This is a genomic window from Saccharopolyspora soli (assembly GCF_022678645.1).
GTDB classification, from domain to species: Bacteria; Actinomycetota; Actinomycetes; order Mycobacteriales; family Pseudonocardiaceae; genus Saccharopolyspora; species Saccharopolyspora soli.
In genome coordinates, this window is sequence record NZ_JALBWV010000094.1 from 1 (window position 1) to 26,814 (window position 26,814).

Here is a 26,814-nt window from a genome sequence, read left to right on the forward strand (position 1 = left end):
TGCCCAGCATCGGGATGGGGTCCACCGAGCCGCCGCCAGTGGTGACCAGCAGCGTCCCGGCGCCGGCCTCGCGCATGCATCGGACTGATCGCCGCTGCAGCGCGACCAGGCGTCTTCGCCGGGAATGTGGTCCTGCAGGCGCTGGCGACCGTTCCGGCCGTGTGGGCGTCGCCTCGCCCTTGCCGCCGTTGGCGTCAACCCGCGCGTGTGCCTGATCGGCTGGCCGTTCAACCCTTTCGAACAGCCGTACAGCTTGGTAAGGCCCTCGGTGTGTATCGGCGGGTCGGCCGACGTTGGCATCGGGTCGGTGGTGGGCAAGCTTGATTCCTTTCCACTTGTGCTGAACCAGTTCGCATCGTGCCCGTTGATCGAGTTCGGCCGCCGGGTGCGGCGTGGCGTGGACGAGCCCGGTACCGACTCCAGCATCAAATGCTAGTCGACTCTCACTTTGCTGGTAGCGTGGGTGGCAGCGGTATGGCGAGTAGGAGGGCTGAGAGCGATGACTGAAGCACCGGAAGTGCCGTTGCAGATGCGGCGAGTGGGGTTCGATCCGGTTGTGGAGCTCACACGAGCGCGGGAGGCCGAGGGCGTCACGCGGGTTATGACGCCCTTCGGGGTTCCTGCCCACCTGGTGACCCGGTATGAGGACGTCCGGATGGTGCTTTCGGACCCGGTTCGGTTCAGCAACGCCGATCGGCGGCCGTTCGCGCAGGTCGGTGGTGCCGACATGAGCGAGGCGGACCTTGAGCAGATGCGGGCTGGCAACATGATCGCGTTCGACCCGCCCGAGCACACCCGGCTGCGCCGGATGCTCACGCCGGAGTTCACGGTGCGCCGGATGCGCCGGCTTGAACCGAGGATCGTGGAGATCGTCGATGCGGCGCTGGACGATCTCGAACGGTCCGGCAAACCGGCTGATCTGGTTTCGAACTTCGCCCTGCCTGTGCCGTCCCTGGTGATCTGCGAGCTGCTCGGTGTGCCGTACGCGGACCGGGCGGAGTTCCAGCACCGCACGGCCCGCCAGCTCGACATGTCGCTGCCGATGGACGAGCGGATGAAGCTGCAGCAGGAAAGCCGCGCCTACATGGCGAAGCTGGTCGCCGGTGCGCAGGCGGATCCGGGCGAGGACATGCTGGGCATGCTGGTGCGCGAGCACGGTGACGACCTGAGCACCGCCGAACTCATCGGCATCGCAGGGCTGCTGCTGGTCGCCGGGCATGAGACGACGTCGAACATGCTCGGTCTGGGCACGCTGGCGCTGCTGCGCCATCCCGAGCAGTTGGCGATGCTGCGCGACGACCCTTCGGTGGTAAATCCAGCTGTCGAGGAACTGCTGCGGTGGCTGTCCATTGTGCACTCCGGGGTGCCGCGTACCACCAAGACCGAGGTGGAGATCGCCGGGCAGGTCATTCCGGCGGGCGAGGTGCTGGTGATGGCGCTGCCCGCGGCCAACCGCGACCCGGCGCTGATGGACGATCCCGACCGGCTCGACATCACCCGTGGGGTCGCCGGTCACGTGGCGTTCGGCCACGGCGTGCACCACTGTTTGGGGGCGCCGCTGGCCCGGATGGAGATGCAGGTCGCCTTCCCCGCGTTGCTGCGCCGTTTCCCCGGCCTCGCTCTCGCCGAACCGGATGCCGACGCCAACTTCCGTGCCTATCACGTGGTCTACGGACTGCATTCGCTTCCGGTCACCTGGTGAAGCAGGAGGGATTTGCGATGAAGGTCGCCGCTGACCGCGACATCTGCGTGGGTGCCGGGATGTGCGTGCTCACCGCGCCGGAGGTCTTCGATCAGGACGATGACGGCATCGTTGTGGTGCTGGTCGACGAGGCCGCCCCGGGTCAGGCCGACGTCGCTCGGCAGGCGGTGGCGCTGTGCCCGTCGGGTGCGCTACGTGCCCTCGACGGCTGAGCCGAGGGCCGTTGGGCTGTTAGCGTGCGTTTATGCCGAACACGGGGGCGGAGGACCTGCGGGTCGATGCCGCGCGCAACTACGAGCGGGTCGTGGTCGCCGCCGACCAGGCTTTCGAGGACGTCGGGCCAGCCGTAACGCTGGAGGAGGTCGCGCGGCGTGCCGGTGTCAGCGTGGCGACGGTCTACCGTCGTTTCCGGAATCGCGATCTGCTTGTGCGAGCGGTCTTCAAGCACGTCCTGGTCACCGAGATCGAGCCCGCTGCCGCGGTGGAGACCGAGGACCCGTGGCGTGATCTGGTCGCCTCGGTCGCGGCCACGGTCGAGGCGCTGGCCCGCAGACAGGTGGTGCTCGCGCTCGCCCGCGAGAGCGACGCGATCGACGTGGAGACCTTCCACCGGTACGTCCAATCGATGCGGCGGTTGCTGCGCCGCGCTGCCGATGCGGGTCTGGTGCGGCCGGAACTGGAGGCCCGGGACCTGGCAGCGGTCGTCGTCATGGCGCTGGCGACAGTGCATCCCGATGATCCCGGTGGTGTCGACCGCACACGTTATCTCGCGCTGCTCTTCGATGGCCTGCGTCCAGCGCCGACTCGCCTGCCGCCGCCATCGGCGCACACTCCCGGCGGCGAGTGAAGGTCGTGGCCGCCTGAGTCGGGGATCGCGCAGCCCTGGCGATTCGCCTGACTTCTCAGTTGCTGCCGCGCACCGCCGCGCGCACGGCCGCCGCGTCGGCGAGAGGACCTGGTGGTGCTGCTGATGGCCAACGTGGGCGTGGTGGCCGCGGCCGGTGAGGCGGCTCCGCAGGCGTGGCGCCTGGTCGGATACATGCTGCGGGCGTTCGCGGTGCAGGACGTCGACGCAGTGCCACCTGCGCCGGACGCGGCTGCGCTCGAGCAGGCGATCCGGCGGTTGGCCGGTGATTCATCCCGGGAACAGCGAAGTAGGAAACAGCGCCATACGACAGTGGCCCCGCCACGGCGAGGCACGGGAAGGTCGAGATGAAGATCGGTTTTACGTTGCCGCAGATGGGCCCGTTGGCTCATGAGGCGGGCGAGGTGGCTCGGTTCGCCATGGAGGCTGAACGGCTCGGGGCCGACAGTCTTTGGGTGGGGGATCGGCTGCTGGCCCCGGTGCATCCCACCGTCGGTTATGGGGGGAGGCAAGACGATCCCCGAGGTCTTCCACTCGCTGCTGGATCCCTTCGCGTTGATGTCGGTGGCGGCTGCGGTGACTGAACGGCCGCTGATCGGTGCCAACATCCTCAACGCGCCGTGGTACGCGCCCGCGGTGCTCGCGCGGTCGTTGACGACGATCGACCGCCTCAGCGGTGGCCGACTGCTGCCCGGGTTCGGGGTCGGCTGGTCGCCGGAGGAATACAGCGCGGCAGGCGTGCCGATGAACGAGCGGGGCGCGGGGCTGGACGAATGCCTCGACGTGCTCGACAGGCTGTGGTCGGACAATCCCGCCGAGTACCAGGGCCGACACTGGACGTTGCCCGCCACCTACGCCGACGTCAAACCGGTCCAGCGCCCCCGCCCGCCGCTGTACCTGGCGGGCTTCGCCCCCGCGGCGATGCGGCGGGCCGCACGGCGGGCCGATGGCTGGCTGCCGGTGTACGCACCCGAAACGGGCCCGTTCGACCCGGCTACGGTCAACGAGCCGATGAGACAGATCCGGCAACTGGCCGCCGATGCCGACCGCGATCCCGCCGCCCTGAGCATGGTCATGCGGGTTTACCCGATGACGCCGAGCAATACGGTCGACGATGTGGTGAGTCCGATCCTGCGGGCGGCCGAGGAGACCGACGTTGACCACTTCTTCGTGCAGATGATGAACGTTGCCGAAACCGTCGATCATTCTCTGGAGTTTGCTGAAGGCGTCTTGAGCAAGGCCCGCGGTTGATCACCGGAATGTGGCCCCGATTTGGTGTGGACCGGATCGCGGCACCGGTCAGAGGGTCGAGTAGAGGCGCTCGGCCTCGTCGAGCCGGGTGTAGAGCTCCCAGTAGATTTCGGCGATCGCGGCGGGCTGGGTTTCCGACCCACCCTGACCGATCCAGGTGGCCAGCGGAATGTTCGCCGCGTAGACGTCTTTCTCGGTCAGTGCCGCGTTGATCGTCAGCCTAGTTGCGCAGCGCGCCGTTGGAGATGCCGATACTGCCCATCGGCGGGAACATCAGCGCCGAGGACGGCGCCTTGGGCAGAAACTGGATCAGCGTGGCGAAGACGGCCCGGTCGGGCCAGCTCATCCGGGGTTTCGGGTTGCTTCTGCGTGTGGGGCCACCTCGTGACGCAGCACCAGGCGTTCGACCTCCTTGGACACCGGCGAACGGCCGAGCAGGCACCGCCAGCCCGCAATCTGCACGGAGATCAGGTACGGCAGACGTAGTGACCTGGCCGGTGATCATGCCCTGTCTGCCGGGGACACGGAAAGATGCAGGTCGCAGTAGATCGACCGACTTGTGGAACCCCACAGGGGAACACTGGCACGGCCGTTCCCAGGAATGTTCATGGGATCCGCAGTTGGGCTGCGATCCGCATCCCAACCGACTGCGCACCGCGGCCATGGAGTCCCGTCGCGATCTTGGGTCGTGACTTTGTCTGCCAGGCGAATTCTTCGCCTGGCAGGCGTTTTTTCGATACAGGGTGCTACATGTTCTTCGCGGCCTGTTTGACCGCGGCGCGGATGCGGCCGTAGGTGCCGCAGCGGCAGACGTTCTCGATCTTGTCGATGTCGGCGTCGGTCGGCTCGCTCTTCTCGTTGAGCAGCGCGACAGCGGTCATGATCTGTCCGGGTTGGCAGAAACCGCATTGCGGGACGTCCATGTCGATCCACGCCTGCTGCACCGGGTGCAGCTCGTCGCCGTCGGCCAGGCCCTCGATGGTGGTGACTTGGGTGCCGTCGGCGTCCTTGACCTGCACCATGCAGGTCTGCACTTCCTCGTCGTCCATCAGGCAGGTGCAGGCCCGGCACACCCCGACACCGCAACCGTACTTCGGGCCGGTGATGCGCAGCTTGTCCCGCAACGCCCACAACAACGGCATCTCGGCCGGGGCATCGACCTGGACATCCTCGCCATTGACCGTGAATTCGTACTTCGGCATGTGTAGTAGGTCTCCCTGCTAGAAGTTGACCGGGAACATAGTCGGCGAGGTCCCGGTCGCACGGGCGTAGGCGTTCGCGACCGCGGCGGCCGAGCCGGGGCCACAACTGTCGCCGAGGCCGCCAGGTTCGCCGGTAGGCGGCATGACGAACACCTTCGTCTCCAGCGGCGCGTTCCGTTGCCGGGTCCACTGGTAGTCGGCGAAGCTGCCTTCCCGCACCGCACCGTTGTCGATGTGCAGACCGGCCTGCAGCACGGTGGCGATGCCGTCCATCAGGCCGCCCTGCATCTGTGCCTCGACACCACGCGGGTTGATCGCCCGGCCCACATCGACGGCGATGAACGCCTTTTTCACACGCGGGTTTTTCGGGTCGGTGGCGTCGATCTCCGCCAGGGTCGCGGTCACTGATTTGTGTTCCTCGTGGAGGCCAATGCCCTGGGCGTGGCCCTTGGGCATCGCCCGGCCCCACTTGCCCTCTGCCGCGACCTTCTGTAGCACAGCCTTGGTGCGCTCGTTCTTCAGGTGCTGCAACCGGAATTCCACCGGATCCTGGCGAAAGAGGGCGGCCAGTCGGTCGGCCATGACCTCTTCGGTGATCCGAAACCTCGGTGACATCACTCCGCGCCACGTGCCCGTGTTCGGTATGTCCACCGGAACGTCAACAGCGGACATGGTGGCCAGCCCGTAGTCGTACTGGATGATCTGGGTGAGGTTAACCATGAGGAAGCCCTGCGCCCGCTGCGTTGGCTCGGTCTTCCCCCCGATCTTCATCGCAGCGCTGACCACGACGTCACCGATCCCGCAGGACAGGTCGGTCCACGCACTGGCGAGCTTGTGGCTGTACGAGCGCACCTTGCCGTCACGAACCGACGCCGTGATCCGGTGGTACGAGGAGCTTCCCATCCGGCCGTGCCGCATGTCGTCGTTGCGGGTCCAGAACACCTTGACGACCTTGCCGGTCGCCTTGGAGATCTGCGCGGCCTCGATCGGCACGTCGTGGTAACAGGTCCGCCCGAACGAGCCTCCTGCCCGCCTGACATGCACCGTCACCGCCGATTCCGGAAGCCCGATCGCCGCCGCGACCTGTATCTTCGCTTCGACCGGAATCTGCGACGAGATCCACAGCTCCGCGCGGTCGGGGCGCACGTCGGCGACGGCGGAACCGGTCTCCATCGGTGCGTGGCTCTGGAAAGCGACCCGGAAACTCGCGTCCACATCACCGGTACCGATGTTCACCGAGTCCGCCAGACTCCCGGTGTTGTCGGCCAACTCAGCGAAGATGTTCTCGTCGGATCTGTTCGCACCCGGCCCAGGGTTCCAGGTGACCTCGACCTTCTTGGCCGCTTCCATGGCCTGCCAGGTGTCCTCCGCGCACACCGCGATGCCGGAGGGGATCTGTGCCACGGCCGCGACACCCGGCATCCGGCGGGCCGCCGAGTCGTCGTAGGACGCGACCGTGCCCCCGATCGTCGGCGGTCGGACGACTACGGCCACAACCGAGCCGGGGATCTTGGTGTCCGAAATGTACTCGGCCTTGCCGGTGACGATGTCCCGCGCGTCCACCCGACCCGTCGGCTTGCCCACCACCGTGTGTTGCTCCACCGGTTTCGGCGTCGCTGGTACCGCCACTGCTACCTTGGCCGCGTCCTTGGACAGCTCCCCGAAAGTCAGCTTCTTGCCATCCGGCGCCCACACCGCACTGTCCTTGGTGGACAACTGGTTCGCCGGGACGCTCCAGCGGTGCGCGGCCGCGGTGACCAGGCGCGCACGCGCGGCGGCGGCCATCGACGACAGCGGCCGCGACAGGGAGCGAACCGAGGTGGAGAACGCGCAGAATTGCATGACGCCCAGTTCGGTGCGCGCATCGGACTGCTCGATGACAACATCGCTCGGCCGCGCGTCGAGTTCCTCGGCGATGATCATCGCCATCGTCGTGCTTATTCCCTGCCCCATTTCGAGCTTGGGAAGCTCGAACCACGCCTTGCCGTCCTCGGTTATCCCCAACCGCAGAGCCGGGGCGTGCGGCGCGGACTCCAGGCTTACGAAGTGACCGAGGTCGACGGTCTCGACGAGCGTAGGAGTGGGAATTTGGGTGGGCGCACCCGTGGCCGCCGCGGTTTCACCCTCGCCAACGAACTTCCCGATGATCGTCAGCGTCGGGACCGCCGCCAGGGACATAAGGAAACCACGCCGATCGACGCCGGGCGGCTGGCCGTCATTCGGCGACGTGGTGGGGACATCCATCCAACGACTCCTCTCAGTGCTACCGCAGGCCACTCCAACTGTGAAAATTCACGCAAGATACGGGAACGAGAGCGCACGAATACCAGCGACCCCGAACACCCTTTGGGGAAAGGGCAAAGCTTTAGCAGGACAAAAGTCGCTACGGAGGCGCTCGACGGGAAACGATGCAATCTCGTTACGGATCGTTCCTTCAAGAAACCTGGTTGCAGACGGGGTGTCAGCGGCTCAACGGGTACGAGCAGGACCCCCTTGAAATTGCGGAGCGTCACTGTGCGTTTCAAGCGCAAACCGAGGCGCGCGAACATACCGCCGTTCGAGGGCCGTGGGCATCGACAGTTTGATGGTCGATGTGCAGACCGCTGTCGCAGCGGATGATCGACGCCGCAGGTGCCTGCATCGAGGCCGACACCGAGAAAGAGCGCAGGCTGCAAGCGTTCTTCGACGGCGTGGACGATCCGGGAGGGCAACGCCAGGTTCAACACGGCATCGAACAGATGCGGGACAACGACTAGATCAGCCCCGACCGCGACTCGGCACGCACGGCGGCCGCCTTGATCGCCGCGATCCAGGGCGGCGTGACGATCCCGATGTCGACCGGCTCCGCGGACCACCTGGAGTCAGCACTGGACCTCTGCCTCGACTACCTGCGGACCGCGTCGGCCACACACCGCTGACCAGCGGAATCGGGTCCGACGGACAGGTCGGGGGCTGCCCAGCGGTTGGTTCGCATGACGACCTTGAGCAGCAGGCGCGTCGTGCCGTGATCTCCAGGCGCGAGGACGTAGGACATGAAAGCGCCCATGATGGTGCCCGTCAGCTGTTTCTCCGGGTCGGCCGAGTCGATCCGCCCCAGCTCGTGCCCGCCAGCGGTCGTGAACCTTTCTCCGACTTGAGGCTCGGGAATGCCGACCAGCTCACGAGGTGACCGGCGGCCGAATTGTCGATATCCGACACCCGCCGCGGGACCTGCGCGGACTCCCGCCGCTGCGTGTTCGGCGCGATCGAGCGCCGTGCGGCGAACCCGCTGCTCGACCTGGCTCTGCTGCGCCACCCGACGTTCAGCGGTGTGCTGGTCGCGGGGGCGGCACTGAGCTTCTCAGCGTTCGTGTCGTTCACCTACACCTCGATCTGGCTGCAATCGGTGTTGGGCCTGACGCCGGTCGAGGCCGGGCTGGTCTGCCAGCCGATGTCGGTCGCCGCGTTTGTCGTTTCCGTGGCGGTGGGGCGGTTCCTGCACCGCTGGGCTAACCGCTCGTGGTGACCAAGGGCTGGGAAACCGTGGGCGGGTGGCTGACAGATCGCCAGGACCGCTGGAGTATGTAAGCAGTTTTCGAAAACCTCGGAGGTCAGTGTGCAGTTGGCGTCGGAACCGTTGCGGAAGCTGGGGTTTCTGACTATCGGTCTGTTCGACGAATCTGATCCCCGCCGCGGACACGAGTCGACGCTGGAGATCATCGAGCTGGGGGAGCAGCTGGGCTTCGACAGCGCTTGGGTGCGGCATCGCCACCTGCAGTACGGCATATCTTCTCCGGTCGCGGTGCTCGCGGCGGCCTCGCAACGCACCGATCGCATCGAGCTGGGCACCGCGGTGATCCCGCTGGGCTGGGAGAATCCGCTGCGGCTGGCAGAAGACCTGGCCACCGTCGACGTCCTGTCCGGCGGACGACTCAATCCCGGTGTGAGTGTCGGTCCGCCGAGGTATTACGACAAGGTCAAGAAGGCGCTCTACCCCGATGCCGCCGACGCCGAGGACTTCGGCTACGAACGCGTGCGACGCCTGCTGAGTTTCGTGCGTGGCGAGCCGGTCACGGACTTCAGCGGCACCGAGGGTTTCGAGGTGTTCTCCGACCGGGTCCAGCCGCACTCACCGGGCCTGGGGCGTCGCCTGTGGTACGGCGGTGGCAGCCTGCGCTCAGCCCGATGGGCTGGCGAGCACGGCATGAACCTGCTGACCAGCAGCGTCGTCAAGGCCGAGGAATCCGAGGACTTCGGCGAGATCCAGTTGTCCCACATCCGGACCTTCCGGGCGCACCATCCGGACGGTGACCGTGCGCGGGTCTCGCAGGGGTTGGTCGTCATCCCCACTGACGGCGCAACCCGCGAGCAGCGCGCGAAGTACGAGGCGTACGTGCAACGGCGAACGCCGCGCACCACGACCCCGCAGGGGCCCGAGCGGGTGATGTTCGCACCCGATCTGCTCGGCACCTCCGTCCAGATCGCCGAACAGCTGCACGCCCATCCGGCGTTCCGGGAGGTCACCGAGGTCGCGTTCGCCCTGCCGTTCACCTTCGACCACGCCGACTACGTCCAGATCCTCACCGACATCGCCACCAAGCTCGGCCCGGAGCTCGGCTGGCGCGCGACCCTCTGACCGCGAGCCCGCGCAACCGCGGTACGCCGACCACCGACGCGTCTCCCGTGCGGATCGGCCACCACATGTCGAAAACAACAGAACGGCACCTGCCCCTCCGCGGGTGATCGGTGGAGTCGCAGGTCGAGCGAGATCATCCGCCTGCAGCAGGCATGCCCCAGGCGACGTACGTGTTACAACAGTGGGGTCTGACCGGCGTCGTAGACCAGAACCCTCGCCTCGGGCAGCAGTCTCGCTTCGGGACTCGGGCGGTGTTGCTGCAGCGTCCCGTCGTGCATGAGGTGTCGGACGTCGGTTTCCCGTGCCAGCACGAGGAAATCCGCGATCATCCGCCGGTGGCATCGCCACCATGCGGATTCGGCGCACATCACCGCGGTTCGCTGGTCCGCCGCCTCGGCGAGCAGTTCGTCGATCGCGGAGATGAACTGCGCCGAACGCATGTGCCCGGCGTATCCGCTGAAGGAGCGGTTGTGCAGCGCCGTGTCGAGTGAGTCGGGCCGCGGCTTGCGCCAGCCACCGAGTCGTTTGTCCCAGCGGTACCCGATGCTGGCCTCGGGCAACCACTGCGCCATGGCGTCCCGCGCCGTGTCGGGATTGTGCCGACTGCCCGGTGCCGTGCGCACGTCCACGAGCCGATGCACGTCGGCGCCGTGCAGCAGGCGCACGATCGCTGCCGCATCAGCGGCGCCGTGCCCGAACGTGAGCAGCTGCACGTTCGGAGTATCGCACCCCGCAGGGAGATCCTGATTGGACTCCAGGGCAGATGGGGTTGTCGGCAAGGCCAACGCCGCATATCTCGCGTCAGGGCACTCGCGCGACCGCGCCGTAGCCGAGCGGCCTGGCCACGTCATCCAGTTCGTTCGGGTCGTCGGTGTGCCACTCGGGCAGCGTGACCAGGCCCGGGTCGACCAGGTCGAGGCCGTCGAACCAAGACAGGATCTCGGCGTGGTCCCGCGGGTACACGGGTTCGCCAGCGGCTTCGTAGGCGCCGCGCAGCAGGTCCATCTCGGCACGCAGCGTCGGCGAGGCGTGTTCAGCGGTCAGTGTGGACATGGCGACCAGCGAGCCGGTTGCAAGGCGTTGCCGGTAGGCGCGGATCAGCTCGGCTGGTTGCGGGTCCTCCAGGTACAGCAGCACGCCGACGACGAGCAGCCCGACCGGCTGGCTGAAGTCGAGCAGTCGGCGAGTGTCCGGGTGGTTGAGCACCGCGGACGCCTGGCGCATGTCGGCCTGGATGATCGTCGTCGTCTCCGACCCGGCCAGCACGAGCTGGGCGTGGTGGTAGGCCACCGGTTCCTTGTCGACGTAGACCACGCGGGCCGGGACACCGGCGTGTTCGGAGACCTGGTGTGTGTTGCCCACCGTGGGGATGCCGGAGCCGAGATCGAGGAACTGGCGGATGCCCTGGTCGAGCGAGTAAAGCACGGCGCGGCGCAAAAACGACCGGTTCAGCCGGGTTACCGCCGGGATGCTCGGCGCGATGGCCAGCACTTGGTCGGCGAACTCGCGGTCGGCGGTGAAGTTGTGCGAGCCGCCGAGAAAGTAGTCGTAGGCGCGGGCCGCGCTCGGCTGGCTGGTGTCCACGGTCGCTGGCAAGTCAGGCACAGGGTCCAAGAACGACACGGTGGCTCTCCCTCTGGTTCCGGTGGGTGCTCGTCAGTATCGTCGTCGTGGACTGGTCCGTTGTAACGATCCGGGGCTGGCGCTTGTGTGCGGCCACCTCCGATCGGCGTCCCGCCCACGCTGCGGATCACTTGGTGGCGACGCGTATCCCGGATCGGTGAGCTGGTCGGCCAGCGGGAGGCCACCGGCGAGACGCTCGGCTTCGGCGATGCTGGCGGTGCCAAGGGGTCCAATACCGTGCAAAACGGTTCAAAGAGCTCATCACCGCCCAGAGCTGGCTACACTTTCCTTATGGTGGAAGATGTCTTCAACCTCCAAGCCGACCTGCAGGCGATCTACGCCTACTGGAAAGCGTGGAAGCAGCAGGCCGAGAAACTGTCGTGGGCTGCGGACACCATCAGCGACGCGGCCAATCGCGCCCTCACCGACGACTCCTGGGCTGGCGAAACGGCCGATCGGTACAACGAGCACCGGAAGAAGCTCGTCGCCGACCTCGACGACTGCGCCAAACTCGCCGACAAGATCGCTGCGGCCCTGGGCGCGTGCAACGAAATCCTGGAATCGGGCCAGAATCAGCTAACCACCGAACGTGCCAAGCTCAGCGGGATTCCGGGTCTCAACCCTCCCTATCTCATCCAGGGGCTGGACGGAAAGCAGCAGAAACTCGTCAACGACGCGCTCAAGGCTGCCAATGAGATTCGCGCCAGGGTCGACGAACAGCTCAACGAGGAGGCCGAAGTCTTCAAGTCGGCGGTGCAGGACTTTCAGGTGTGGCAGGGCCACTGGTCGGGACGACAGCTGCGGATGCTCAACCTCAATATCCAGCAGGGCGGCGACGGCGCCTGGCCGATCATCGATGACGGGACCGAGGATGGCGACATCGGCCCGCTGGCGCAGCGGATGCTCGACAACAAGATCAATGTCGCGACGATGCAGGAAGTGCGCGAAGGCACGCCGGAAAAGCTGCAAGAGGAGCTCAACAAGCGGGATCCCGGCGGCCACTGGAAAGTCCAATTCCAGCCTGCGGATGGCGACATGGGCAACGCCGTCGCGGTGCGCACCGGCGACGGCGTGACCGCAGGCCAGGCGTTCAAGCACGACCTCGGCGACAAGGGCGACGAGCCCCGCGCGGCGACCGAGGTGCCGATCTACGTGCAGTGAGAAGTCGCGCAGAGGGCCCGATCCCGCACCAGGAGCCCGCTGAGGCGACCGTGAAGATCCAGCGTCGCCGGTCGAGATGCGGGGCGGCGTTGCCTGTCCGGGCTACCAGTTCGGCATTTTGATGTCGGTCACGATTCCGTCGTGGTCGGATTCGTGATCCGCGGTACTCCACCGCGTGGCCTCGGAGGTTCCCACGCCGCGAGGCATGACGTGGTCGATGCGCGCGCCGGTCGATGAGGTGCCGCCTTTGCCGTCGTGGATGAAGCCAGCGTCGGTGTCGTAGCCCTGTCTGCCGAGGTTGCGATACGCGTCACCGTGCGGGCCCACGCCGCCCTGAGATGAGTTGAGATCGCCTGCGATGACCGTGTTCTGATGATCGTTGGTGATCTGCCCCAGCCGGTTGATCTGCTCGACCTGCGCCTGCCGCTGCTTTTCGTCGTCGCCCTTGCTCAGGTGCGTGCTGAGCACGTCGAGCCTGCCTCGGGTGGCCTCCAGGAGCTGGTCGGCTGCCTCGGCGTCCGTCTGCCGGTACACCTTCAGCGCCGATGTCAGCCGCTCGACATCCGAATCCACGGTGACGCTGAATGCCTTTAGCAGGGTCCACATCGCGGTCCGCGCCGCGTGGTGGGCCTGCGCGCAGGCCGGACCCGACGCAGAGTTGCCGAACGCGTCGGGCTTCGACTGCGGCAACACTTCGAAGCCGTGCCGCCCCGCCTCAACGGAGGTGTACGCGCGCCGCACCTCGTCGGCGAGCTTCTGCACCTCTTCGGGATCCACCTTGCTCTGCACAAAAACGATGGTAGGCGCTGGAATCCAGGGCGGAACCCGCGAATTCGGGAAATATCCGCCGAATCCCCGGGCACCGACAAGATCAGCTCGCGGAGCCCTTCGGACCGGCCTGGGTCAGGGCACTCGGCGGATGGGCAGGGTCGCCAGGGCGCCCAGCACGGCGAAGACGGCGCCAGCGAGGAAGGTGGCCGGGTAGTTATCGCTGCCTGCGCCGATGGTGAGGAACAACGGCGCAATGAGCGGGGCGATGGACTGGGGCAGGGTGTTGGCGATCTGAAAGACCCCCATGTCCTTGGCCGCGTTGTCGGGATTGGGCAGCACCCTGGCGACCAGCGCCAGATCCACGGCCAGGAAGGTTCCCATGCCGAGCCCGACGACGGTGACGCCGACCAGGAACGCCCCGTAGCCGTCGGACAGGCCGATGATCAGCAACCCGGCGCCCATGACCACGGAGGCGGCGAGGACGAAGATCTTCCGGCGTTGCAGCCGGTCGGAGAGGCGCCCGCCGACGACGGCCGTCAGAAAACCGGCGGCGGTGACGGTGAGGGTGGCGAAGAAGATCAGGTCGGGGGCTTGGGCGTCGGTGTAGCCGAGGTGGTCGGTGATCACATAGGCCTGGAAGGTGAGGAAGAACGAGTAACCGAGGAAGAGCAGGAACCGTCCGAGCCACGCCCAGCCGAAGTCGCGGTGCGCGAAGGGATTGACCCACAGGCTGCGCAGGAGGTCGCCGGGCCGGAACGGGGCGAGGGCGCCGCGGTCGGTCGGCTGGTCGGGCAGCACCGCGATCAGGACCACGATCGCGACGACACCGAACGCTGCGGGCGCCAGGAGCATCAGGCCGAGGCTGCCTCCGACGAGCGCGGTGATACCGGTGCCGACGAGCGTGCCGACCTTCGAGGTGAACCCGACGAATCCGGAGACGCGTCCGCGTTGTTCCTCGGGGACCTGGTCCGGCAGGACCGCGTTGAGCGCGGCCTGTGCGGCGTTGAAACCGGCCTGCGCCACGCACCAACCGATTGCGGTGGTGGGCACGTTCGTCGCCGTCGCGATCACGACGAGCCCGGCCGTGCCGGTCAGCACGCCGCCGGCCAGCCACGGTCGGCGGCGGCCGAAGCGACTGGTGGTGCGGTCGGAGAGGTTGCCCCAGATGGGGGTGCTCAGCATGGACACCACGGCCCCCGCGCTGAGCACGAGACTCAGGGCGGCGGCCTTGGTGTCGGGAGCGATCTTGCTGACCTTCAGCGAGATCGACACGGTGACGGGGGTCAACAGTGCCGTCCACAGCCCGAGCTGCCCGAGGACGTAGGCGGCGATGAACCGCCAGCCGACCGTTGTCGTGGGCTGGTCGGTCCCGGCAGGGGAGGTGGCCGGGTTCGAGGAGGATGTGGTCACGGACGCTCCAAGGTCGCTTGCATCAACGTCGGTGGTGATGGCCGCGCACCGGCCGTCAGGCCTGCGCCGCCTTGGGTGGGTGCGCGAGTGGCTTAGCGGGGGAGTGCTCCGGCGGGCAGCAGGGACAGGTCGTCCGCGAGCTGGTGCAGGGTGTAGGGAGGGGTGACGCCCTCGGTCGCGGCGTGGGTGTGCCGCCAAGCCGCGCGGTGCGCGGTTTCGTACACGGTGGGGAGCAGGTGTTCCCCGTTTTCGTCGATCCTGATGACGGTGGCGGGACGGGCGAGTGCGGGATCGCCGAAGTGCACGCGCCACTGTTCGCCCCGGCCGCGCAGGATCAGACGGGTGTCGGGTCCTGCGGTGGATCGGACGCCGCTGAGGTGGACCGGAACGTCGGCGAGCCGGGCGGAGCCGAGGTGACCGTGCTGGTCGTTCCTGGTCAGCCGCAGACTGGTCACGTCGCCGACCGTGGTGCGCAGCAGCGCCAGCTGAGCGAGTAGGGCCTTGGCTGGCGCCACGTCGTGGGCGGTGAAGGCCTCGACGAGCGCCGAGGACGGTGCTGCCGCGCGCAACTGCTCCGCCGCGTCGAGGGTGGCCGGATTCAGTGCCCAGGGGCTGGCGACCACGACCGGAACGCCCGCAGCCTCGGCCGTGGCCGCCAGTTCGCGCACCGAGGCGGGGTCCACCGGCGTCACGTCGCTCAGCAGGATCGCGCGCGTTTCCCTAGTGAGCGCGGCGTGGACGCGCTCAGTCCAGTTCGGACGGTTTCCGGAGACGGCGCGAACGGCAGCGGTGCTGCCGCCTGCTCGCAGCCAGTGCGGCAGGCTCGCGAGCTCCGCGCGGGTGCCGGGAGCGTCGAGTTCGTCGTCGAGGTGGACGGTCAGGGGCATGGTGCGGCTCCTTGCGTGCTGACGATCGCGGCCGCGCGGTCGGCCACGTCGATGGCGTAGGCCAGGTCGGCCACCAGGTCACCGGGTGTGTGCAGAGGGCGGGCGGAGCCGCGGGCGAGGTCGGCGAGGTGGATCCACTCGGCCTCGTAGCCGTTGTGTGGATGCGGCCCGAAGCGCACGCGTTCGCCAGGCGTGCGCAGGCATGCCTCGGCCGAGCCCGCGCGGACGTAGGAGGGCGTGAAGTCGATGTCCAACGCGGTGGAGGCGCTCCACACCTCGAACGTCCACTCCGGACGCCAGTCGGTGCCCATGTGCCCGATCAGCTCGGCGGTGCGCCCGTCGGGCCCGTGCAAGGTGATGCGGTAGCCGAACGGCACCAGCAGCTCCGCGCTGCCGACCCTGTCGATGCCGGGAAGGAACCGGCGGACGAGGGGAAGGTCGTGGATCGCGAGGCCGAGCACGGAGCCGCGGATCGCGGCGGCGCGCGCTGTGGGATCGGCGAGGTCACGCCGTGGCGGCCCGGATGGTGTGCCGTGCAGCTGTGTCGCCAGTGCTTCGAAGCGGGAGTTCGGGGGAAGCTGGATCACCGAGCGGACGTGCCGGGCCTCGGCGGGGAGCTCGCCCCACCGTGCGGCTGCCGCGAGGTAGGCGGGATCGTAGGTGTGCATCGCACCGACGATCACCGGCACACCGGTGGCCTGGGACAGCGTGGCGACGCGTTCGGCGTCCTCGACGGTCGTGGCGAACGGTTTCTCCACGAGCACGGCTTTCTTGCCTGCGCGGATCGCTGCCTCCGCCTGCTGCGCGTGGAATGGGTGGGGGCTGCAGATCGCGACGATCTCGACGTCGTCATCGTCCAGCAGGGCTCCGGCCGAGGTGCTGTGGCGGGTCTCTTCGCCTGCCCGCCAGGCGACCTCGGCCGCGGCTGCGGCGTCGATGTCCATCACGTGTGCGACGTGGAGCCGGTCGGAAAGGCCCGCCAGGTGCGGTAGGTGGATCGCTTGGGTCACGGGCCCGGCACCGAGGAACCCGACGCCAACGCTGTCGCTCATCGCTGCACCCGTCCCGTCAGGTGTTCGTCCGCCCAGTCCCGGCAGAGCGCCGCGCTGGACCGGGCATCGATGCCCTGGTCTGGAACGTCGACCTCGAGGACGAACCAGCCGGGGTAGTCCGCCGCCGACGGCCTTCGATGAGGACGGTGCGCCGATGCTCGGATGAAAAGTGATCGTGTGTTAACTGTTCGCCAAAAGTACACAGGTGATAGCTTTTGACGCAAGGGTTAGTTCGCCAGCCAGCGCGAGAGGCAAGTTGGGTGATGGGACAGCCGGGCACCAGCGGCCGGGGTCCGTATCGGACCGGGATCAAGCGGCGCGAGCAGATCGTCAGCGCCGCGGCCAAGGCGTTTGCCGAGCACGGCTACAGCGGCGCGTCCATGCGGGGGATCGCCGCGGAGGTCGGCGTCACGCCGACGGCGCTGCTCCGGCACTTCGAGACCAAGGAAGAGCTGCTCGCCGCGGTGCTGCAATGGTGGGCAACCGAAACCATGGCGATCACCAGGGACGGACAGGGCGGCATCGCGGCGTTCGAGCGACTCCGTGAGCTGATGCGCTATCACACCGAACACCGGGGGTTGCTCGAACTCTTCACCCGCTTCACCGGCGAGGCTTCACATCCGGCGCATCCCGCTCGTCCGTTCATCACGCGGCGCTATGAAACCGTGGTGCACAACCTGACCGAGCGTCTGCTCACTGCGGCCGAAGTGGGGGAGGTTCCGCCTCTCACCCAGGCTCAGTCCGAGACGGAGATCCGGCTGCTGTGCTCCGTGATGGACGGACTGGAGATCCAGTGGTTGCTCGATCCCGGCGTCGATCTGGTCGGCCTGTTCGACAAGTACCTGACCCGCACGCTCGAACGGTGGAAGAACGGATCGTACGACGGCTGACTCCTCGCCGACGCAGTCGCCACCTGAGGTCGCCGCACGACGAGCGGCAGGAGTGGTGTGGATGGCGTTGTGGCATGGTCGGCAGACCACGAGGGTCTTTCTCGTTCGCGACCCTGCGGCCAATGTGGTGCTTTCTCATCGACGGTTCAGATGTCGGCGACGTTTCCGGGCTGACTCGGCCGTCAAGCTCCTCGTCCTCAATGGACAGACAACCACGTGCGCGATCGCTCGCAGCGCAACACGGCTCCCCTTCCTGGTCTGGAAGAGGAGCCGTGTTGCGCACCAGGCTTCAGCCGGTGCTCAGATCGGTCGAACCATCAAAGAACGGATGAGCTCAGCTCAGAGTGGGCGCACATTGGTGGCCTGCGGGCCCTTCGGGCCCTGGGTGACCTCGTAGTCCACCGCCTGGTTCTCATCGAGGCTGCGGAACCCGCTGGAGTCGATCGCCGAGAAGTGGACGAAAACGTCCGCGCCACCGTCGTTCGGGGCGATGAAGCCAAAGCCCTTCTCCGCGTTGAACCACTTCACGTTTCCCTGTGCCATTTATGTCTCCTTCGAAAACTGGATGACGGACAGCCACATCGGGTGGCGATCCGGGCCTTCAGACGGCGGTTCCTCCAGTTGCACCGAAGGCGACAGCACGCCCGCATGAGATCCTGCGAACATGCGTGACACGTACCCAGAAACCTAATGACCGTTTGTGACTTTACCACAGCTCTGTGTGTGCCGACGATCACGAATGCCAGAGTGGACGCGCATGGTGGAGGCGGTCGGCGGTCTGCGATGATGACATCGCTCCGCGGGTGCCTGTTCCTTGCGGGCGGTCTGCGCCGCATGGTCGCTGGTCAGCGATGCATGTCGCATGGATCCCGATCGTGATGTCTCGCCCTTAGTCGTACGCGGCAGGCGGGACGGAGGAGGGGTCGCATGACCTTGGTACGACACGCCGGTGCAACAAACGAGCAGGGACGGTTCGCCGAGGCGCGCGCCAGTGGGCAGATTCAGGAAGCGCTCCAGAACGGCAGAGCTGCACGCACCGTCGCTGATCATGCCGTCGACGCCCAAGAGTGCAAGGAACTGCTGGCGATGCTGGGGCTGACGGCCGCCGACGGCAAACGGCGCGGCCGAGGTACGGGCACCTGAACGGCTAGCCGAAGGTGAGGCCGTTGTCGACGTTTCCAGTTACCCTGAACGGTTCTTGTCCCCGAGATGCCTTGAGGAGATGGGGGTGCCCGGAAGAAGGGGCTCCGGTGCCTGCTTCTGAAGTGGCATCCTCGTGGACCAGCTTGAGGTGCGGAACGCAATGATCTAGCTGGTCGGGAAGCCTGCTCGGACGGCTCCTTTGCTGCGCGTCTTTCTGGTCAGCCATGGGAACCGTTGGCCGATTCGGGGCTGACGTCATCCGTGGTCAGCAGGGGAGTGCCGACGGTCTCGTGGAGGGAGAACGCCGCCACCAGGCCGACGACAGCCGCGATCATGAGGTACGGGCCGGGAACGAGCGTGCTGCCGGTCGCGGAGATGAGCACGGTCATCAGGTAGGGCACGGTGCCCGCGAACAACGCCGCGATGAGGTTGTACGCGATGGACAAGCCGCCCTGTCGGGTGCGGGTCGGGAAGATCTCCGCTGACCACACGGCGTAGGTGCCCAGAACGGCCGCGAGGATGACGCCGAGGACGAGCGCGGCGATCCAGGTCCCGGCGAGGCCCGTGCGCATCAGCAGGAACGCTGGCGTGGCCAGGACGAGCAGGGCGACGCCTGCGCCGACGAAGACCGGTTTCCGGCCGACGCGGTCGGATAGGTGGCCGAAGGCGGGCACCAAGATCAGGCCCACCAACGAGATCACGGTGGACAGCGCCGCGGCGGCACCGGAGGAGTGACCGAGGTAGTCGGTTTCGTAGGTGACGAGGTAGGTGAGCACCGCGTAGAACGGCACGTGCATCATCGTCATCAGGCCAGCCGCCTGGAGCAGCTGCTTCTTGTTGTGGCGGAACAATTCCTTGACGGGGCTGCGCGGCACGTTGTCGGTGGCCTCGAGCGCCCGGTACTCCGGGGTGTCCTCGATCTTGGTGCGGATGACGTATCCGATGACGCCCAGCGGGGCGGCGATGAGGAACGGGATCCGCCAGCCCCACGAGGAAAGCTGCGCCTCCGACAGCCCGACCGACAGCAGCAGGAACACGAACGACCCGGCCAGGAAGCCGAGCAGTGAACCGACTTCCAGCCAGCTGACGCCGAACCCGCGGCGGCGGCGCGGCGCGTACTCGGCGAGGAAGCTCGCCGCGCTGCCGAACTCACCGCCTGCCGCGAAACCCTGCAACAAGCGCAGGAACACCAGCAGCAGCGGCGCCGCGATACCGATCGTCGAGTAGTCCGGGAGCAGGCCGATCACCAGGGTGGCGCCCGACATCACGAAGATGACGATTGACAGGGTGCGCTTGCGGCCGATCCGGTCGCCGAGCGGACCGAACACCAATGCTCCGATTGGCCGGATGCCGAACGAAACCGCGAAGACGCCGAACACGGCGAGCAGGCCAGCGGTGCTGTTCTCCGCAGGAAAGAATACCGCGGCGATGGTACTGGCGAGATAGGCGTATGCCGCCCAGTCGAACCAGTGCACGAAGACGCCGACCGCGCCCGCCGCGACGCTGCGCCGCAGCGTCGCTGGATCGGTGCGGGTCGTTTCCTCGACGGGAGGGGAATCGTGTGTGGTCAAGGTGCCTCCTCGGGGCCGGTTCTCGCCGACGACGCTAGAAGCGGGCGGTGGCATCGAACAACGAGAAACAAATGAAGCAATGCATCGAAACAATGGATGCAAAGGTGCTGGGCTGGGACGACATGTGGGAATGACAGCGCTGAAACAGGGAATTCACAAGCCGCCTGACTGTCGTGTGTAGACAGTCAGGCGGTCCGTCTGCCGGTCAGTGCCTCGGGAGTCGTCAGCGCGTGCAGCTGTTCCTCCGAGAGCAGCCGCCGCTCGCGCACCAGGTCCAGTGCGGGACGGCCGCTGTGGTGCGCTTCCAACGCGATGGTGCACGCGGTCTCGTACCCCAGCGCCGGGCCGAGCGCGGTCACCAGCACGTTGGAGGCGGTCACCACCGCCGCGAGGTGCTCGCGGTTGGCCGTGATCCCATGCACGCAAAGCTCGGTGAGCACACGGATACCGGCGGTGAGATGGTCGAGCCCGCCCGTCAGCACGCGGGCGATGATCGGTTCGAAGGCGTTGAGCTGGAGCTGCCCGCCTTCGGCGGCGAGCGTGACGGTGACGTCGTTGCCGATGATCTCGAACGCGATCTGGTTGACCGCCTCGGGGATCACCGGGTTGACCTTGCCCGGCATGATCGACGAACCCGCCTGCCGCGCTGGCAGGATGATCTCGCTGAACCCGGCCTGCGGGCCCGAGGACAGCAGCCGCAGGTCGTTGCAGATCTTCGACAGCTTGACCGCGGTCCGTTTGAGAACACCGGAAAGCTGCACGAACACACCCACGTCTTGGGTGGCCTCGATGAGGTCCGGCGAGGACGCGAGCGTGGGGATCCCGGTGAGCGAGCGCAGCTGCCCTACGGTGAGTTCGCGGTAGCCAGGGCGCGCGTTGAGGCCGGTACCGATCGCCGTGCCGCCGAGGTTCAGCTCGTGCAACAGCAGACGTGCTTCGGCGAGGCGCTGCTCGTCCTCGGCTAGCGTGGCGGCGAAGGCGCCGAACTCCTGGCCCAGCGTCATCGGCACGGCGTCCTGCAGTTGCGTGCGGCCCATCTTGAGCACGTCGGCGAACTCGGAAGCCTTGGCGGAAAAGGCTTCCCGCAAACCTCCGAGCACGGCGAGCAGTTCGGTGAGGTGGCGGTCGAGGGCGAGCTTCACCGCCGTGGGGTAGACGTCGTTGGTGCTCTGGCCGAGGTTGACGTGGTCGAGCGGGTGCAGGAAGGAGTACTCGCCACGCCGGTGACCGAGCAGTTCGAGAGCGCGGTTCGCGATCACCTCGTTGGCGTTCATGTTCGTCGACGTGCCCGCGCCGCCCTGGACCAGGTCGACGACGAACTGCTCGCGCAGCGCGCCGGAGCGGATTTCGGCGCAGGCGGCCGCGATGGCCTCGGCCCTGGTCCGGTCGAGCGCGCCGACCTCGGCGTTGGCCGCGGCCGCCGCCTGTTTCACCGCGGCGAGCGAGACGACCAGGTGCGGCCGGTCGGCCAGGGTTTCCCGCGTGATCGGGAAGTTGACGAGGGCGCGCGCGGTGTGGGCACCGTAGTAGGCATCGGCGGGAACGCTGATCCCGCCGATCATGTCGTGTTCGATCCGGGGCGGCTGGGACATCGTTGTCCTCCAGGAATCGGGACTCAGGACGTGAGCGTTGAGCTGGTTGCGCGGTGCACACCGGTCCAGGCGAGCGCGACCGCGCCGTCGAGCAGCGCGCGCTGGGCCGTGTCGCCCACGCAGAACGCGGCGAACTCGCGCTGGTGGTTGGTCGCGGGAAGCGAGCCGATCCCGATGTACGGGTGGATCGCGGGCACGACCTGGGACACGTTGCCCATGTCGGTCGAGGCGCGGTTCATCCGCGCCGCGGTGCCGGGCGGGGCGAACTCGCGGCCGAGCTCCACGGCGTTGGTCCGGTAGGCGGCCAGCGCTGTCTCGTCCGCGCGGAATTCCGCGTATGGCTTGCTCTCCGGCTCCACCGTCAGCTCGCAGCCGGTCGCCAGCGCGCCCGCCTCGAACGCCCGCATCACGCGGGGTTCGAGCTCGGCCAGTTCCGCCAGCGTCTCGGCCCGGACGTACCAACGGCCGCTGGCGTTCTCCGGGATCGCGTTCGGCGCGTCGCCCGCGTGCGTCACGACACCGTGCACGCGGGCCGACGACGGGAGTTGCTGGCGCAGCAAGCCGATCGCCACCTGCGCGACGGTGAACGCGTCGGCCGCATTGATCCCCGCCTCCGGGTAAGCAGCGGCGTGCGCGGACTTGCCCTGGTACGAGATCTTCGAGTGGCTCACCGCGAACGGCCGTGCCTCGGCGACGTCCACCGGCGCCGGGTGCACCATCATCGCCAGATCCACATCGGTGAACGCGCCGCGGTCGAGCATCTCGATCTTGCCGCCGCCGCCTTCTTCGGCTGGCGTGCCGTACACCTCGACGGTCACCCCGGCGTCGTCGGCCACGGCGGCCAGCCCTAGTGCGGCGCCGATGGAGCTCGCCGCGATGAGGTTGTGCCCGCAGGCGTGCCCCAGCCCCGGGAGGGCATCGTACTCGGCGCACACCGCTATCCGGGTGGGGCCGCTGCCGAACCGCGCCAGGAAAGCCGTCTCCAGCCCGAGGTATTTCGACGTCACCTCGAATCCTGCGCGGTCGAGCAACTCGGGTACCGATGCGGCGGCCCGGTGCTCCTCCCACGCCGTCTCAGGATCGGCGTGCAACCGCTCGGACAGCCGGATCAGCTGGTCGGCGTGCCGGTCGATCCGCTCGCGTGCGGCGTCCTTCAGCGTCATTGCAGATCCCCGGGGACGCCGTAGGACGGGGCCTCGGCCGGGTTGAGACCACGCCGGACGTAGTCGTCGCGCTGGGGGAGCCAGACGTCGAGCACCTCGGCCAGCCGGTCGACCGGGTCGTCGTCCCAGTCCACGCGCAGGTCCGTGACCCGCCAGGCCACGTCGGCCACCACGACCAGGCCCGCCGAATGCACCGGGCCCTCTTCGCCACCCGCGGCGACGGCGGCCTGCAACGCGGCGACCAGACGCTGCTCCAGTTCACCGGTCGCGGAGGAGAACGCGTCGAGCAGCACCTCGGGAATGTGCTCGCCGGAGAGCAAGTTCCCCGCCGCGACCGCGTCGTCGGCGGTGGCCGTCGCGTGCGTACCGAGCGTGTTCTCGCCGCTGTAAGCGAAACCGGGACCGGTCCGGCCGAGCAAGGTCAGCTGCCGGTACGCGATGTTCTCCGCCGCACCGGCCACTTCGGACAGTGCCTTTTCCGCGTCGCCGTGCTCGGCGAGGCGGTCCAGCAACTTGGTCCCCAGCCGCGGATCGGTGACGTTCTGCGAGGCGGCTGCCCCGACACCCGGGCGCAGGTGTGCGACGCGGGCCACGACGGCGGGGCTGGATGAGCTGGCTACGATGCCGAAGCGTTCGCCGTCGCGGGCTACGAGGGAAAAGGTCACCGTTCCTCCTCGGTGTCTTGCGGGACACCCGCACCCGGTCGGAACCGATGACCAAGCCCACCATTGTCGATCATCGTTCCTCCTCCGGGATCACCGCGATCGCGTCGATTTCGCACAACCATTCCGGGCGGGCCAGTGCGGACACCACCAGCCCCGTGGAGATCGGGTGCACACCGCGGGTCCAGCGTCCGACGGTGCGGTACACGGCTTCGCGATAACGCGGGTCGATCAGATAGATGGTCAGCTTGACCAGGTGTTCCATCCGGCTCCCGGCTTCCTCCAGGAGCATTTTGATGTTGGCCATCGCCTGCTCGGCCTGCGCCTCGGCGTCCCCGATCCCGACGGACTCGCTGGTGTCGAGGTTCTGCCCGATCTGCCCGCGCACGTAGACGGTGCCGTTGGCGACGACCGCCTGGCACAGGTCGTTGTCGAGGTTTTGTTCCGGATAGGTGTCGCGCGTGTTGAACGGGCGGATCCGCTTGTGGACGGTCATCGGTCGTCGTCCTCTTTCCTGACCGCGGGCGAAGCTGTCACCGAATCAGGGTGACGCCGAGCTGATGTTCTGTCCAACAGATGTTTTAGCTGTAATGGATCGAATATTCAGATGCCCTTGGATCGATAAATCAGAACTTGAAGGCCAACAACATCTGTTGGACACCGACATTGCCGCCAACGAGTATTCGGTGAGGCGTACCCAGGTTTACCCGTTGTTCCGAAGTGGAGGTCTGGCATGTCGAGCCAAGAGGTCGAGGTCCTCGTCGTAGGCGGGGGTCAAGCCGGTCTGGCGATGAGTGAGCATCTGAGCGACTGCGGCGTGCCGCATCTCGTCCTGGAACGGCACCGGATCGCCGAGCGCTGGCGTTCGCAGCGCTGGGACTCGCTCGTCGCGAACGGGCCTGCCTGGCACGATCGTTTTCCGGGGCTGGAGTTCGGCGGCCTCGCCCCGGATGCCTTCGCTTCGAAGGAACAGATCGCGGACTACTTCGAGGCATACGCGGAGAAGATCGCCGCGCCGATCCGCACCGGTGTCGAGGTGACGTCCGTCCGGAGGAACGCCGGACGGCCAGGCTTCCGCGCGGACACTTCGGATGGAACCATCGACGCGCGTTTCGTGGTCGCCGCGACCGGGCCGTTCCAGCGGCCGGTGGTACCGCCGATCGTTCCGGACGACGCCGGGCCCCTGCAGATCCATTCCAGTTCCTATCGGAACCCGGAGCAGTTGCCCGAGGGTGCCGTGCTCGTAGTCGGGGCTGGATCGTCGGGTGTGCAGATCGCTGAAGAGCTGCACCGGTCGGGGCGGCCCGTCCACCTCTCCGTCGGCCCCCACGACCGGCCTCCCCGCAGGTATCGCGGTCGCGACTTCTGCTGGTGGCTCGGAGTCCTCGGCAAGTGGGACGTCGAGACTCCGCCGCGGGGAGCGGAACACGTCACCATCGCGGTCAGCGGAGCACGCGGCGGTCACACCGTGGATTTCCGTGCCCTCGCCGCTCTCGGCGTCAACCTCGTCGGCTTGACCGACTCGTTCGACAACGGCACCATCCGCTTCGCGCCGGATCTCGGGACCAACATCGCCAACGGCGACGCGAACTACCTGTCGCTGCTCGACGAAGCCGACGCCTACGTCGCGCGCAACGGCTTGGATCTCCCCGAGGAACCGGGTGCGCGCACGCTGGGGCCCGATCCGGCCTGTGTGACCGACCCCGTCCTCGAACTCGACCTCGCTGCCGCCGAGATCAATTCGATCGTGTGGGCGACCGGCTTCGCTGTCGACTACAGCTGGCTGCAGGTCGACGCGTTCGACGAGAAGGGCAGGCCACAGCACCGGCGCGGCGTGTCCACCGAGCCCGGTGTCTACTTCCTGGGACTGCCCTGGCTGGCACGGCGCGGCTCCAGCTTCATCTGGGGCGTGTGGCACGACGCGAAGTTCGTCGCCGACCACATCACGACCCAGCTCAGCTATCTGCGGCATTGAGCTCGGCCCCGTGCGATTCAGCGGGGTGGGTGCGCGTAGAGGCTCCGGCACAGCTTCACGAACTCCTGCGACCGCCGGGTGAGGCGCACTCCCCGCATCCAGGCCACCACGATCTCGAGCGGTTCGACCTCGTCGGTCAATTTCAGTGGAACAGCGGGCGCCCCGGCGTAGGTCATCTCGACCGGCGGGCGCTGGTTGAGCAGCGCGAACCCGTGGCCGTGCGCGACGAGCGCGCGCACGGTCTCGTACCCGGTGGTGCGGTGGCGGATTACGGGCTCGACGCCAGCGTCGAGCAGCACCGACTGCAGGTACTCGCGGCTGTTGGGCAGATCGAGCAGCACCATCGGTTCGCCGGCCAGCTGGGCCAGCGACACCTTGCCCTTTTTGCTCTTGGCCAGCGGGTGGTCCGGGCCGACGAGCACGTACGGGGGTGCGGTGTCCACGACCACGCGGTCGATGTCGGCGTCGAGGTCGTAGCCGTAGAGCAGCGACACCTCGCATTCCCCGGCGCGCAGGGCGGCCTTGAGTGCGGAGTGTTCACCCTCCAGGACGGAGACGTGCACCTGCGGGTGCCGTCGCTCGAACTCGGCGAGCAGGCCGGGCAGCCGGAACGGCGCGAGGGTGGAGAAGCAGCCGACCGTCAATTGACCCACGAGCTCGGTGCCCGCCTGGCGCGCCGCTTCGACGAGTTCGGCGCCGTGCGCGAGGAAGTCCAGGACACGCTGGTAGAACGCCTGGCCCGCGGTGGTCAGGCTCAGTCCGCGGGCGTGGTGGCGCAGCAGGAGTTGTACGCCCAGCTCGCGTTCGAGCTGGGCGATCGCGGTGGAGACGGCCGACTGCGACACCATCAGCTCGCGAGAGGCGGCGGTCATGCTCAGGTGCCTGGCCGCCGCCTCGAAGTACCGCAGCTGTACGAGGGTGAAGGAAGGCTCGCTCACCGCGATATTCTGCCTCGCGCGGGATTTCACTGCTATGTCCGGTGTGACGAGCCGTCCCGCGTGCGGTGTTCAGATATCCCGATGCACCACCTGTCCGTCCACGAGCGTCATCGCCTTGCGGTCGCACAAGAATCGGATCTGTCGCCGTCGGAAGGACCCGCGTCGGCTGCGTTCACCAAGCTGCGCAAGGACATCCGGCAACTGCTGAAGCACCATGCGGTGTGCCTGGAGTTCATCGCGCCCGGCAAGACAGCGCATCGCGTGGACCGACCGGCGAGCCGTCGAGGCGTTGTGTGAAGCACTCACTGGATCGGGCAAGCCACTGCTGGTCACGTCGGGAA

The 26,814-nt window shown here is 67.5% G+C and carries 29 protein-coding genes; 12 read left to right on the forward strand and 17 right to left on the reverse strand.

From position 1 onward, the window contains the following. The first annotated feature begins 499 nt into the window (after positions 1 to 499). The 4 genes from MOQ72_RS40145 to MOQ72_RS40160 all read left to right on the forward strand — a co-directional run bounded on the left by MOQ72_RS40145 (position 500) and on the right by MOQ72_RS40160 (position 3,818). Positions 500 to 1,702, forward strand: a complete 1,203-nt coding sequence (locus MOQ72_RS40145) for a cytochrome P450 (protein WP_242191215.1) — start codon at positions 500 to 502, stop codon at positions 1,700 to 1,702. Positions 1,703 to 1,719: 17 nt separating this feature from the next. Then, the gene (locus tag MOQ72_RS40150; RefSeq protein ID WP_242191216.1) at positions 1,720 to 1,914 is read left to right on the forward strand and encodes a ferredoxin; all 195 of its coding nucleotides are present in this window, start codon (positions 1,720 to 1,722) and stop codon (positions 1,912 to 1,914) included. A gap of 32 nt (positions 1,915 to 1,946) precedes the next feature. Then, entirely contained in the window at positions 1,947 to 2,549 is a 603-nt protein-coding gene (locus tag MOQ72_RS40155; RefSeq protein WP_242191217.1) for a TetR/AcrR family transcriptional regulator, read from the forward strand. A 516-nt stretch (positions 2,550 to 3,065) separates the two neighbouring features. Next, complete coding sequence (locus tag MOQ72_RS40160) at positions 3,066 to 3,818, forward strand: TIGR03619 family F420-dependent LLM class oxidoreductase (RefSeq protein WP_242191218.1); 753 nt, start codon at positions 3,066 to 3,068, stop codon at positions 3,816 to 3,818. 220 nt (positions 3,819 to 4,038) lie between these two features. Here the strand turns inward: MOQ72_RS40160 and MOQ72_RS44980 are convergent, their stop codons facing one another. From MOQ72_RS44980 to MOQ72_RS40170, 3 genes are all read right to left on the reverse strand, one after another. Further along, positions 4,039 to 4,164: a hypothetical protein gene (locus MOQ72_RS44980; RefSeq protein WP_277955390.1), complete on the reverse strand. Its 126-nt coding sequence runs from the start codon at positions 4,162 to 4,164 to the stop codon at positions 4,039 to 4,041. Positions 4,165 to 4,564: 400 nt separating this feature from the next. Continuing rightward, positions 4,565 to 5,020 carry a (2Fe-2S)-binding protein gene (locus MOQ72_RS40165; RefSeq protein WP_242191219.1) on the reverse strand — a complete coding sequence of 152 codons (456 nt, stop codon included), beginning with the start codon at positions 5,018 to 5,020 and terminating at the stop codon, positions 4,565 to 4,567. Positions 5,021 to 5,038: 18 nt separating this feature from the next. Beyond that, positions 5,039 to 7,264 (reverse strand): xanthine dehydrogenase family protein molybdopterin-binding subunit, encoded by a 2,226-nt coding sequence (locus MOQ72_RS40170; RefSeq protein WP_242191220.1) that lies wholly within the window; start codon positions 7,262 to 7,264, stop codon positions 5,039 to 5,041. Between the two features lie 347 nt (positions 7,265 to 7,611). Between MOQ72_RS40170 and MOQ72_RS40175 the strand changes: the two genes are divergently transcribed. The 4 genes from MOQ72_RS40175 to MOQ72_RS40185 all read left to right on the forward strand — a co-directional run bounded on the left by MOQ72_RS40175 (position 7,612) and on the right by MOQ72_RS40185 (position 9,635). Then, positions 7,612 to 7,776: a hypothetical protein gene (locus tag MOQ72_RS40175; protein WP_242191221.1), complete on the forward strand. Its 165-nt coding sequence runs from the start codon at positions 7,612 to 7,614 to the stop codon at positions 7,774 to 7,776. A 39-nt stretch (positions 7,777 to 7,815) separates the two neighbouring features. After that, positions 7,816 to 7,938, forward strand: a complete 123-nt coding sequence (locus tag MOQ72_RS44985) for a hypothetical protein (RefSeq protein ID WP_277955391.1) — start codon at positions 7,816 to 7,818, stop codon at positions 7,936 to 7,938. A 263-nt stretch (positions 7,939 to 8,201) separates the two neighbouring features. Next, positions 8,202 to 8,525, forward strand: a complete 324-nt coding sequence (locus MOQ72_RS40180) for a hypothetical protein (RefSeq protein ID WP_242191222.1) — start codon at positions 8,202 to 8,204, stop codon at positions 8,523 to 8,525. Positions 8,526 to 8,615: 90 nt separating this feature from the next. Beyond that, complete coding sequence (locus MOQ72_RS40185) at positions 8,616 to 9,635, forward strand: LLM class flavin-dependent oxidoreductase (protein WP_242191223.1); 1,020 nt, start codon at positions 8,616 to 8,618, stop codon at positions 9,633 to 9,635. A gap of 173 nt (positions 9,636 to 9,808) precedes the next feature. Here the strand turns inward: MOQ72_RS40185 and MOQ72_RS40190 are convergent, their stop codons facing one another. Then, positions 9,809 to 10,348: a DUF488 domain-containing protein gene (locus tag MOQ72_RS40190; protein WP_242191224.1), complete on the reverse strand. Its 540-nt coding sequence runs from the start codon at positions 10,346 to 10,348 to the stop codon at positions 9,809 to 9,811. Between the two features lie 88 nt (positions 10,349 to 10,436). Next, positions 10,437 to 11,258, reverse strand: a complete 822-nt coding sequence (locus tag MOQ72_RS40195) for an SAM-dependent methyltransferase (protein WP_372495640.1) — start codon at positions 11,256 to 11,258, stop codon at positions 10,437 to 10,439. A gap of 87 nt (positions 11,259 to 11,345) precedes the next feature. On the opposite strand from MOQ72_RS40195, the gene MOQ72_RS40200 reads away from it, so the two are divergent. Then, the gene (locus tag MOQ72_RS40200) at positions 11,346 to 12,419 is read left to right on the forward strand and encodes a hypothetical protein (RefSeq protein ID WP_242191225.1); all 1,074 of its coding nucleotides are present in this window, start codon (positions 11,346 to 11,348) and stop codon (positions 12,417 to 12,419) included. Between the two features lie 102 nt (positions 12,420 to 12,521). On the opposite strand, the gene MOQ72_RS40205 is transcribed toward MOQ72_RS40200, so the two are convergent. The 4 genes from MOQ72_RS40205 to MOQ72_RS40220 form a co-directional block, all read right to left on the reverse strand. Beyond that, on the reverse strand, positions 12,522 to 13,208 hold the full coding sequence (locus MOQ72_RS40205; RefSeq protein ID WP_242191226.1) for an endonuclease/exonuclease/phosphatase family protein: 687 nt from the start codon (positions 13,206 to 13,208) through the stop codon (positions 12,522 to 12,524). Between the two features lie 114 nt (positions 13,209 to 13,322). After that, entirely contained in the window at positions 13,323 to 14,600 is a 1,278-nt protein-coding gene (locus tag MOQ72_RS40210) for an MFS transporter (protein WP_242191227.1), read from the reverse strand. A gap of 92 nt (positions 14,601 to 14,692) precedes the next feature. After that, positions 14,693 to 15,487, reverse strand: a complete 795-nt coding sequence (locus MOQ72_RS40215; protein WP_242191228.1) for a hypothetical protein — start codon at positions 15,485 to 15,487, stop codon at positions 14,693 to 14,695. Beyond that, entirely contained in the window at positions 15,478 to 16,539 is a 1,062-nt protein-coding gene (locus tag MOQ72_RS40220; protein WP_242191229.1) for a Gfo/Idh/MocA family protein, read from the reverse strand. The genes MOQ72_RS40215 and MOQ72_RS40220 overlap by 10 nt, the downstream gene beginning before the upstream one ends. Before the next feature lie 263 nt (positions 16,540 to 16,802). Between MOQ72_RS40220 and MOQ72_RS40225 the strand changes: the two genes are divergently transcribed. Beyond that, the gene (locus tag MOQ72_RS40225) at positions 16,803 to 17,429 is read left to right on the forward strand and encodes a TetR/AcrR family transcriptional regulator (RefSeq protein ID WP_277955393.1); all 627 of its coding nucleotides are present in this window, start codon (positions 16,803 to 16,805) and stop codon (positions 17,427 to 17,429) included. A 339-nt stretch (positions 17,430 to 17,768) separates the two neighbouring features. On the opposite strand, the gene MOQ72_RS40230 is transcribed toward MOQ72_RS40225, so the two are convergent. Continuing rightward, positions 17,769 to 17,972, reverse strand: coding sequence for a cold-shock protein (locus MOQ72_RS40230; RefSeq protein ID WP_242191231.1), 204 nt, complete (start codon positions 17,970 to 17,972; stop codon positions 17,769 to 17,771). 384 nt (positions 17,973 to 18,356) lie between these two features. Between MOQ72_RS40230 and MOQ72_RS40235 the strand changes: the two genes are divergently transcribed. Beyond that, the gene (locus tag MOQ72_RS40235) at positions 18,357 to 18,572 is read left to right on the forward strand and encodes a hypothetical protein (RefSeq protein WP_242191232.1); all 216 of its coding nucleotides are present in this window, start codon (positions 18,357 to 18,359) and stop codon (positions 18,570 to 18,572) included. 218 nt (positions 18,573 to 18,790) lie between these two features. Here MOQ72_RS40235 and MOQ72_RS40240 read toward each other — a convergent pair whose 3' ends face one another. From MOQ72_RS40240 to MOQ72_RS40260, 5 genes are all read right to left on the reverse strand, one after another. Next, positions 18,791 to 20,143, reverse strand: coding sequence for an MFS transporter (locus tag MOQ72_RS40240; RefSeq protein ID WP_242191233.1), 1,353 nt, complete (start codon positions 20,141 to 20,143; stop codon positions 18,791 to 18,793). 185 nt (positions 20,144 to 20,328) lie between these two features. Then, positions 20,329 to 21,735: an aspartate ammonia-lyase gene (locus tag MOQ72_RS40245; protein WP_242191234.1), complete on the reverse strand. Its 1,407-nt coding sequence runs from the start codon at positions 21,733 to 21,735 to the stop codon at positions 20,329 to 20,331. Positions 21,736 to 21,758: 23 nt separating this feature from the next. Further along, positions 21,759 to 22,898 carry a M20 family metallopeptidase gene (locus MOQ72_RS40250; RefSeq protein WP_242191235.1) on the reverse strand — a complete coding sequence of 380 codons (1,140 nt, stop codon included), beginning with the start codon at positions 22,896 to 22,898 and terminating at the stop codon, positions 21,759 to 21,761. Next, on the reverse strand, positions 22,895 to 23,563 hold the full coding sequence (locus MOQ72_RS40255) for a DUF1028 domain-containing protein (protein WP_242191236.1): 669 nt from the start codon (positions 23,561 to 23,563) through the stop codon (positions 22,895 to 22,897). The genes MOQ72_RS40250 and MOQ72_RS40255 overlap by 4 nt, the downstream gene beginning before the upstream one ends. Before the next feature lie 70 nt (positions 23,564 to 23,633). After that, complete coding sequence (locus MOQ72_RS40260) at positions 23,634 to 24,056, reverse strand: RidA family protein (protein ID WP_242191237.1); 423 nt, start codon at positions 24,054 to 24,056, stop codon at positions 23,634 to 23,636. A 237-nt stretch (positions 24,057 to 24,293) separates the two neighbouring features. Between MOQ72_RS40260 and MOQ72_RS40265 the strand changes: the two genes are divergently transcribed. Beyond that, entirely contained in the window at positions 24,294 to 25,535 is a 1,242-nt protein-coding gene (locus MOQ72_RS40265) for a flavin-containing monooxygenase (RefSeq protein ID WP_242191238.1), read from the forward strand. Positions 25,536 to 25,552: 17 nt separating this feature from the next. Here the strand turns inward: MOQ72_RS40265 and MOQ72_RS40270 are convergent, their stop codons facing one another. After that, entirely contained in the window at positions 25,553 to 26,473 is a 921-nt protein-coding gene (locus tag MOQ72_RS40270) for a LysR substrate-binding domain-containing protein (protein ID WP_242191239.1), read from the reverse strand. A gap of 69 nt (positions 26,474 to 26,542) precedes the next feature. Next, a partial coding sequence (locus MOQ72_RS40275) for a hypothetical protein (RefSeq protein WP_242191240.1) occupies positions 26,543 to 26,814 on the reverse strand: 272 nt, incomplete at its 5' end.

Excerpts from the sequence above, each read along its gene's own strand:
- MOQ72_RS40150 (WP_242191216.1), top strand. The coding sequence starts at position 1,720 with ATGAAGGTCGCCGCTGACCGCGACATCTGCGTGGGTGCCGGGATGTGC.
- MOQ72_RS40155 (WP_242191217.1), top strand. The coding sequence starts at position 1,947 with ATGCCGAACACGGGGGCGGAGGACCTGCGGGTCGATGCCGCGCGCAAC.
- MOQ72_RS40235 (WP_242191232.1), top strand. The coding sequence starts at position 18,357 with ATGACCTTGGTACGACACGCCGGTGCAACAAACGAGCAGGGACGGTTC.
- MOQ72_RS40160 (WP_242191218.1), top strand. The coding sequence starts at position 3,066 with ATGGGGGGAGGCAAGACGATCCCCGAGGTCTTCCACTCGCTGCTGGAT.
- MOQ72_RS40260 (WP_242191237.1), bottom strand. The coding sequence starts at position 24,056 with ATGACCGTCCACAAGCGGATCCGCCCGTTCAACACGCGCGACACCTAT.
- MOQ72_RS40215 (WP_242191228.1), bottom strand. The coding sequence starts at position 15,487 with ATGCCCCTGACCGTCCACCTCGACGACGAACTCGACGCTCCCGGCACC.
- MOQ72_RS40145 (WP_242191215.1), top strand. The coding sequence starts at position 500 with ATGACTGAAGCACCGGAAGTGCCGTTGCAGATGCGGCGAGTGGGGTTC.
- MOQ72_RS40225 (WP_277955393.1), top strand. The coding sequence starts at position 16,803 with ATGGGACAGCCGGGCACCAGCGGCCGGGGTCCGTATCGGACCGGGATC.
- MOQ72_RS40250 (WP_242191235.1), bottom strand. The coding sequence starts at position 22,898 with ATGACGCTGAAGGACGCCGCACGCGAGCGGATCGACCGGCACGCCGAC.
- MOQ72_RS40245 (WP_242191234.1), bottom strand. The coding sequence starts at position 21,735 with ATGTCCCAGCCGCCCCGGATCGAACACGACATGATCGGCGGGATCAGC.
- MOQ72_RS40220 (WP_242191229.1), bottom strand. The coding sequence starts at position 16,539 with ATGAGCGACAGCGTTGGCGTCGGGTTCCTCGGTGCCGGGCCCGTGACC.
- MOQ72_RS40265 (WP_242191238.1), top strand. The coding sequence starts at position 24,294 with ATGTCGAGCCAAGAGGTCGAGGTCCTCGTCGTAGGCGGGGGTCAAGCC.
- MOQ72_RS40170 (WP_242191220.1), bottom strand. The coding sequence starts at position 7,264 with ATGGATGTCCCCACCACGTCGCCGAATGACGGCCAGCCGCCCGGCGTC.
- MOQ72_RS40230 (WP_242191231.1), bottom strand. The coding sequence starts at position 17,972 with ATGGCACAGGGAAACGTGAAGTGGTTCAACGCGGAGAAGGGCTTTGGC.
- MOQ72_RS40175 (WP_242191221.1), top strand. The coding sequence starts at position 7,612 with ATGTGCAGACCGCTGTCGCAGCGGATGATCGACGCCGCAGGTGCCTGC.
- MOQ72_RS44980 (WP_277955390.1), bottom strand. The coding sequence starts at position 4,164 with ATGAGCTGGCCCGACCGGGCCGTCTTCGCCACGCTGATCCAGTTTCTG.
- MOQ72_RS40165 (WP_242191219.1), bottom strand. The coding sequence starts at position 5,020 with ATGCCGAAGTACGAATTCACGGTCAATGGCGAGGATGTCCAGGTCGAT.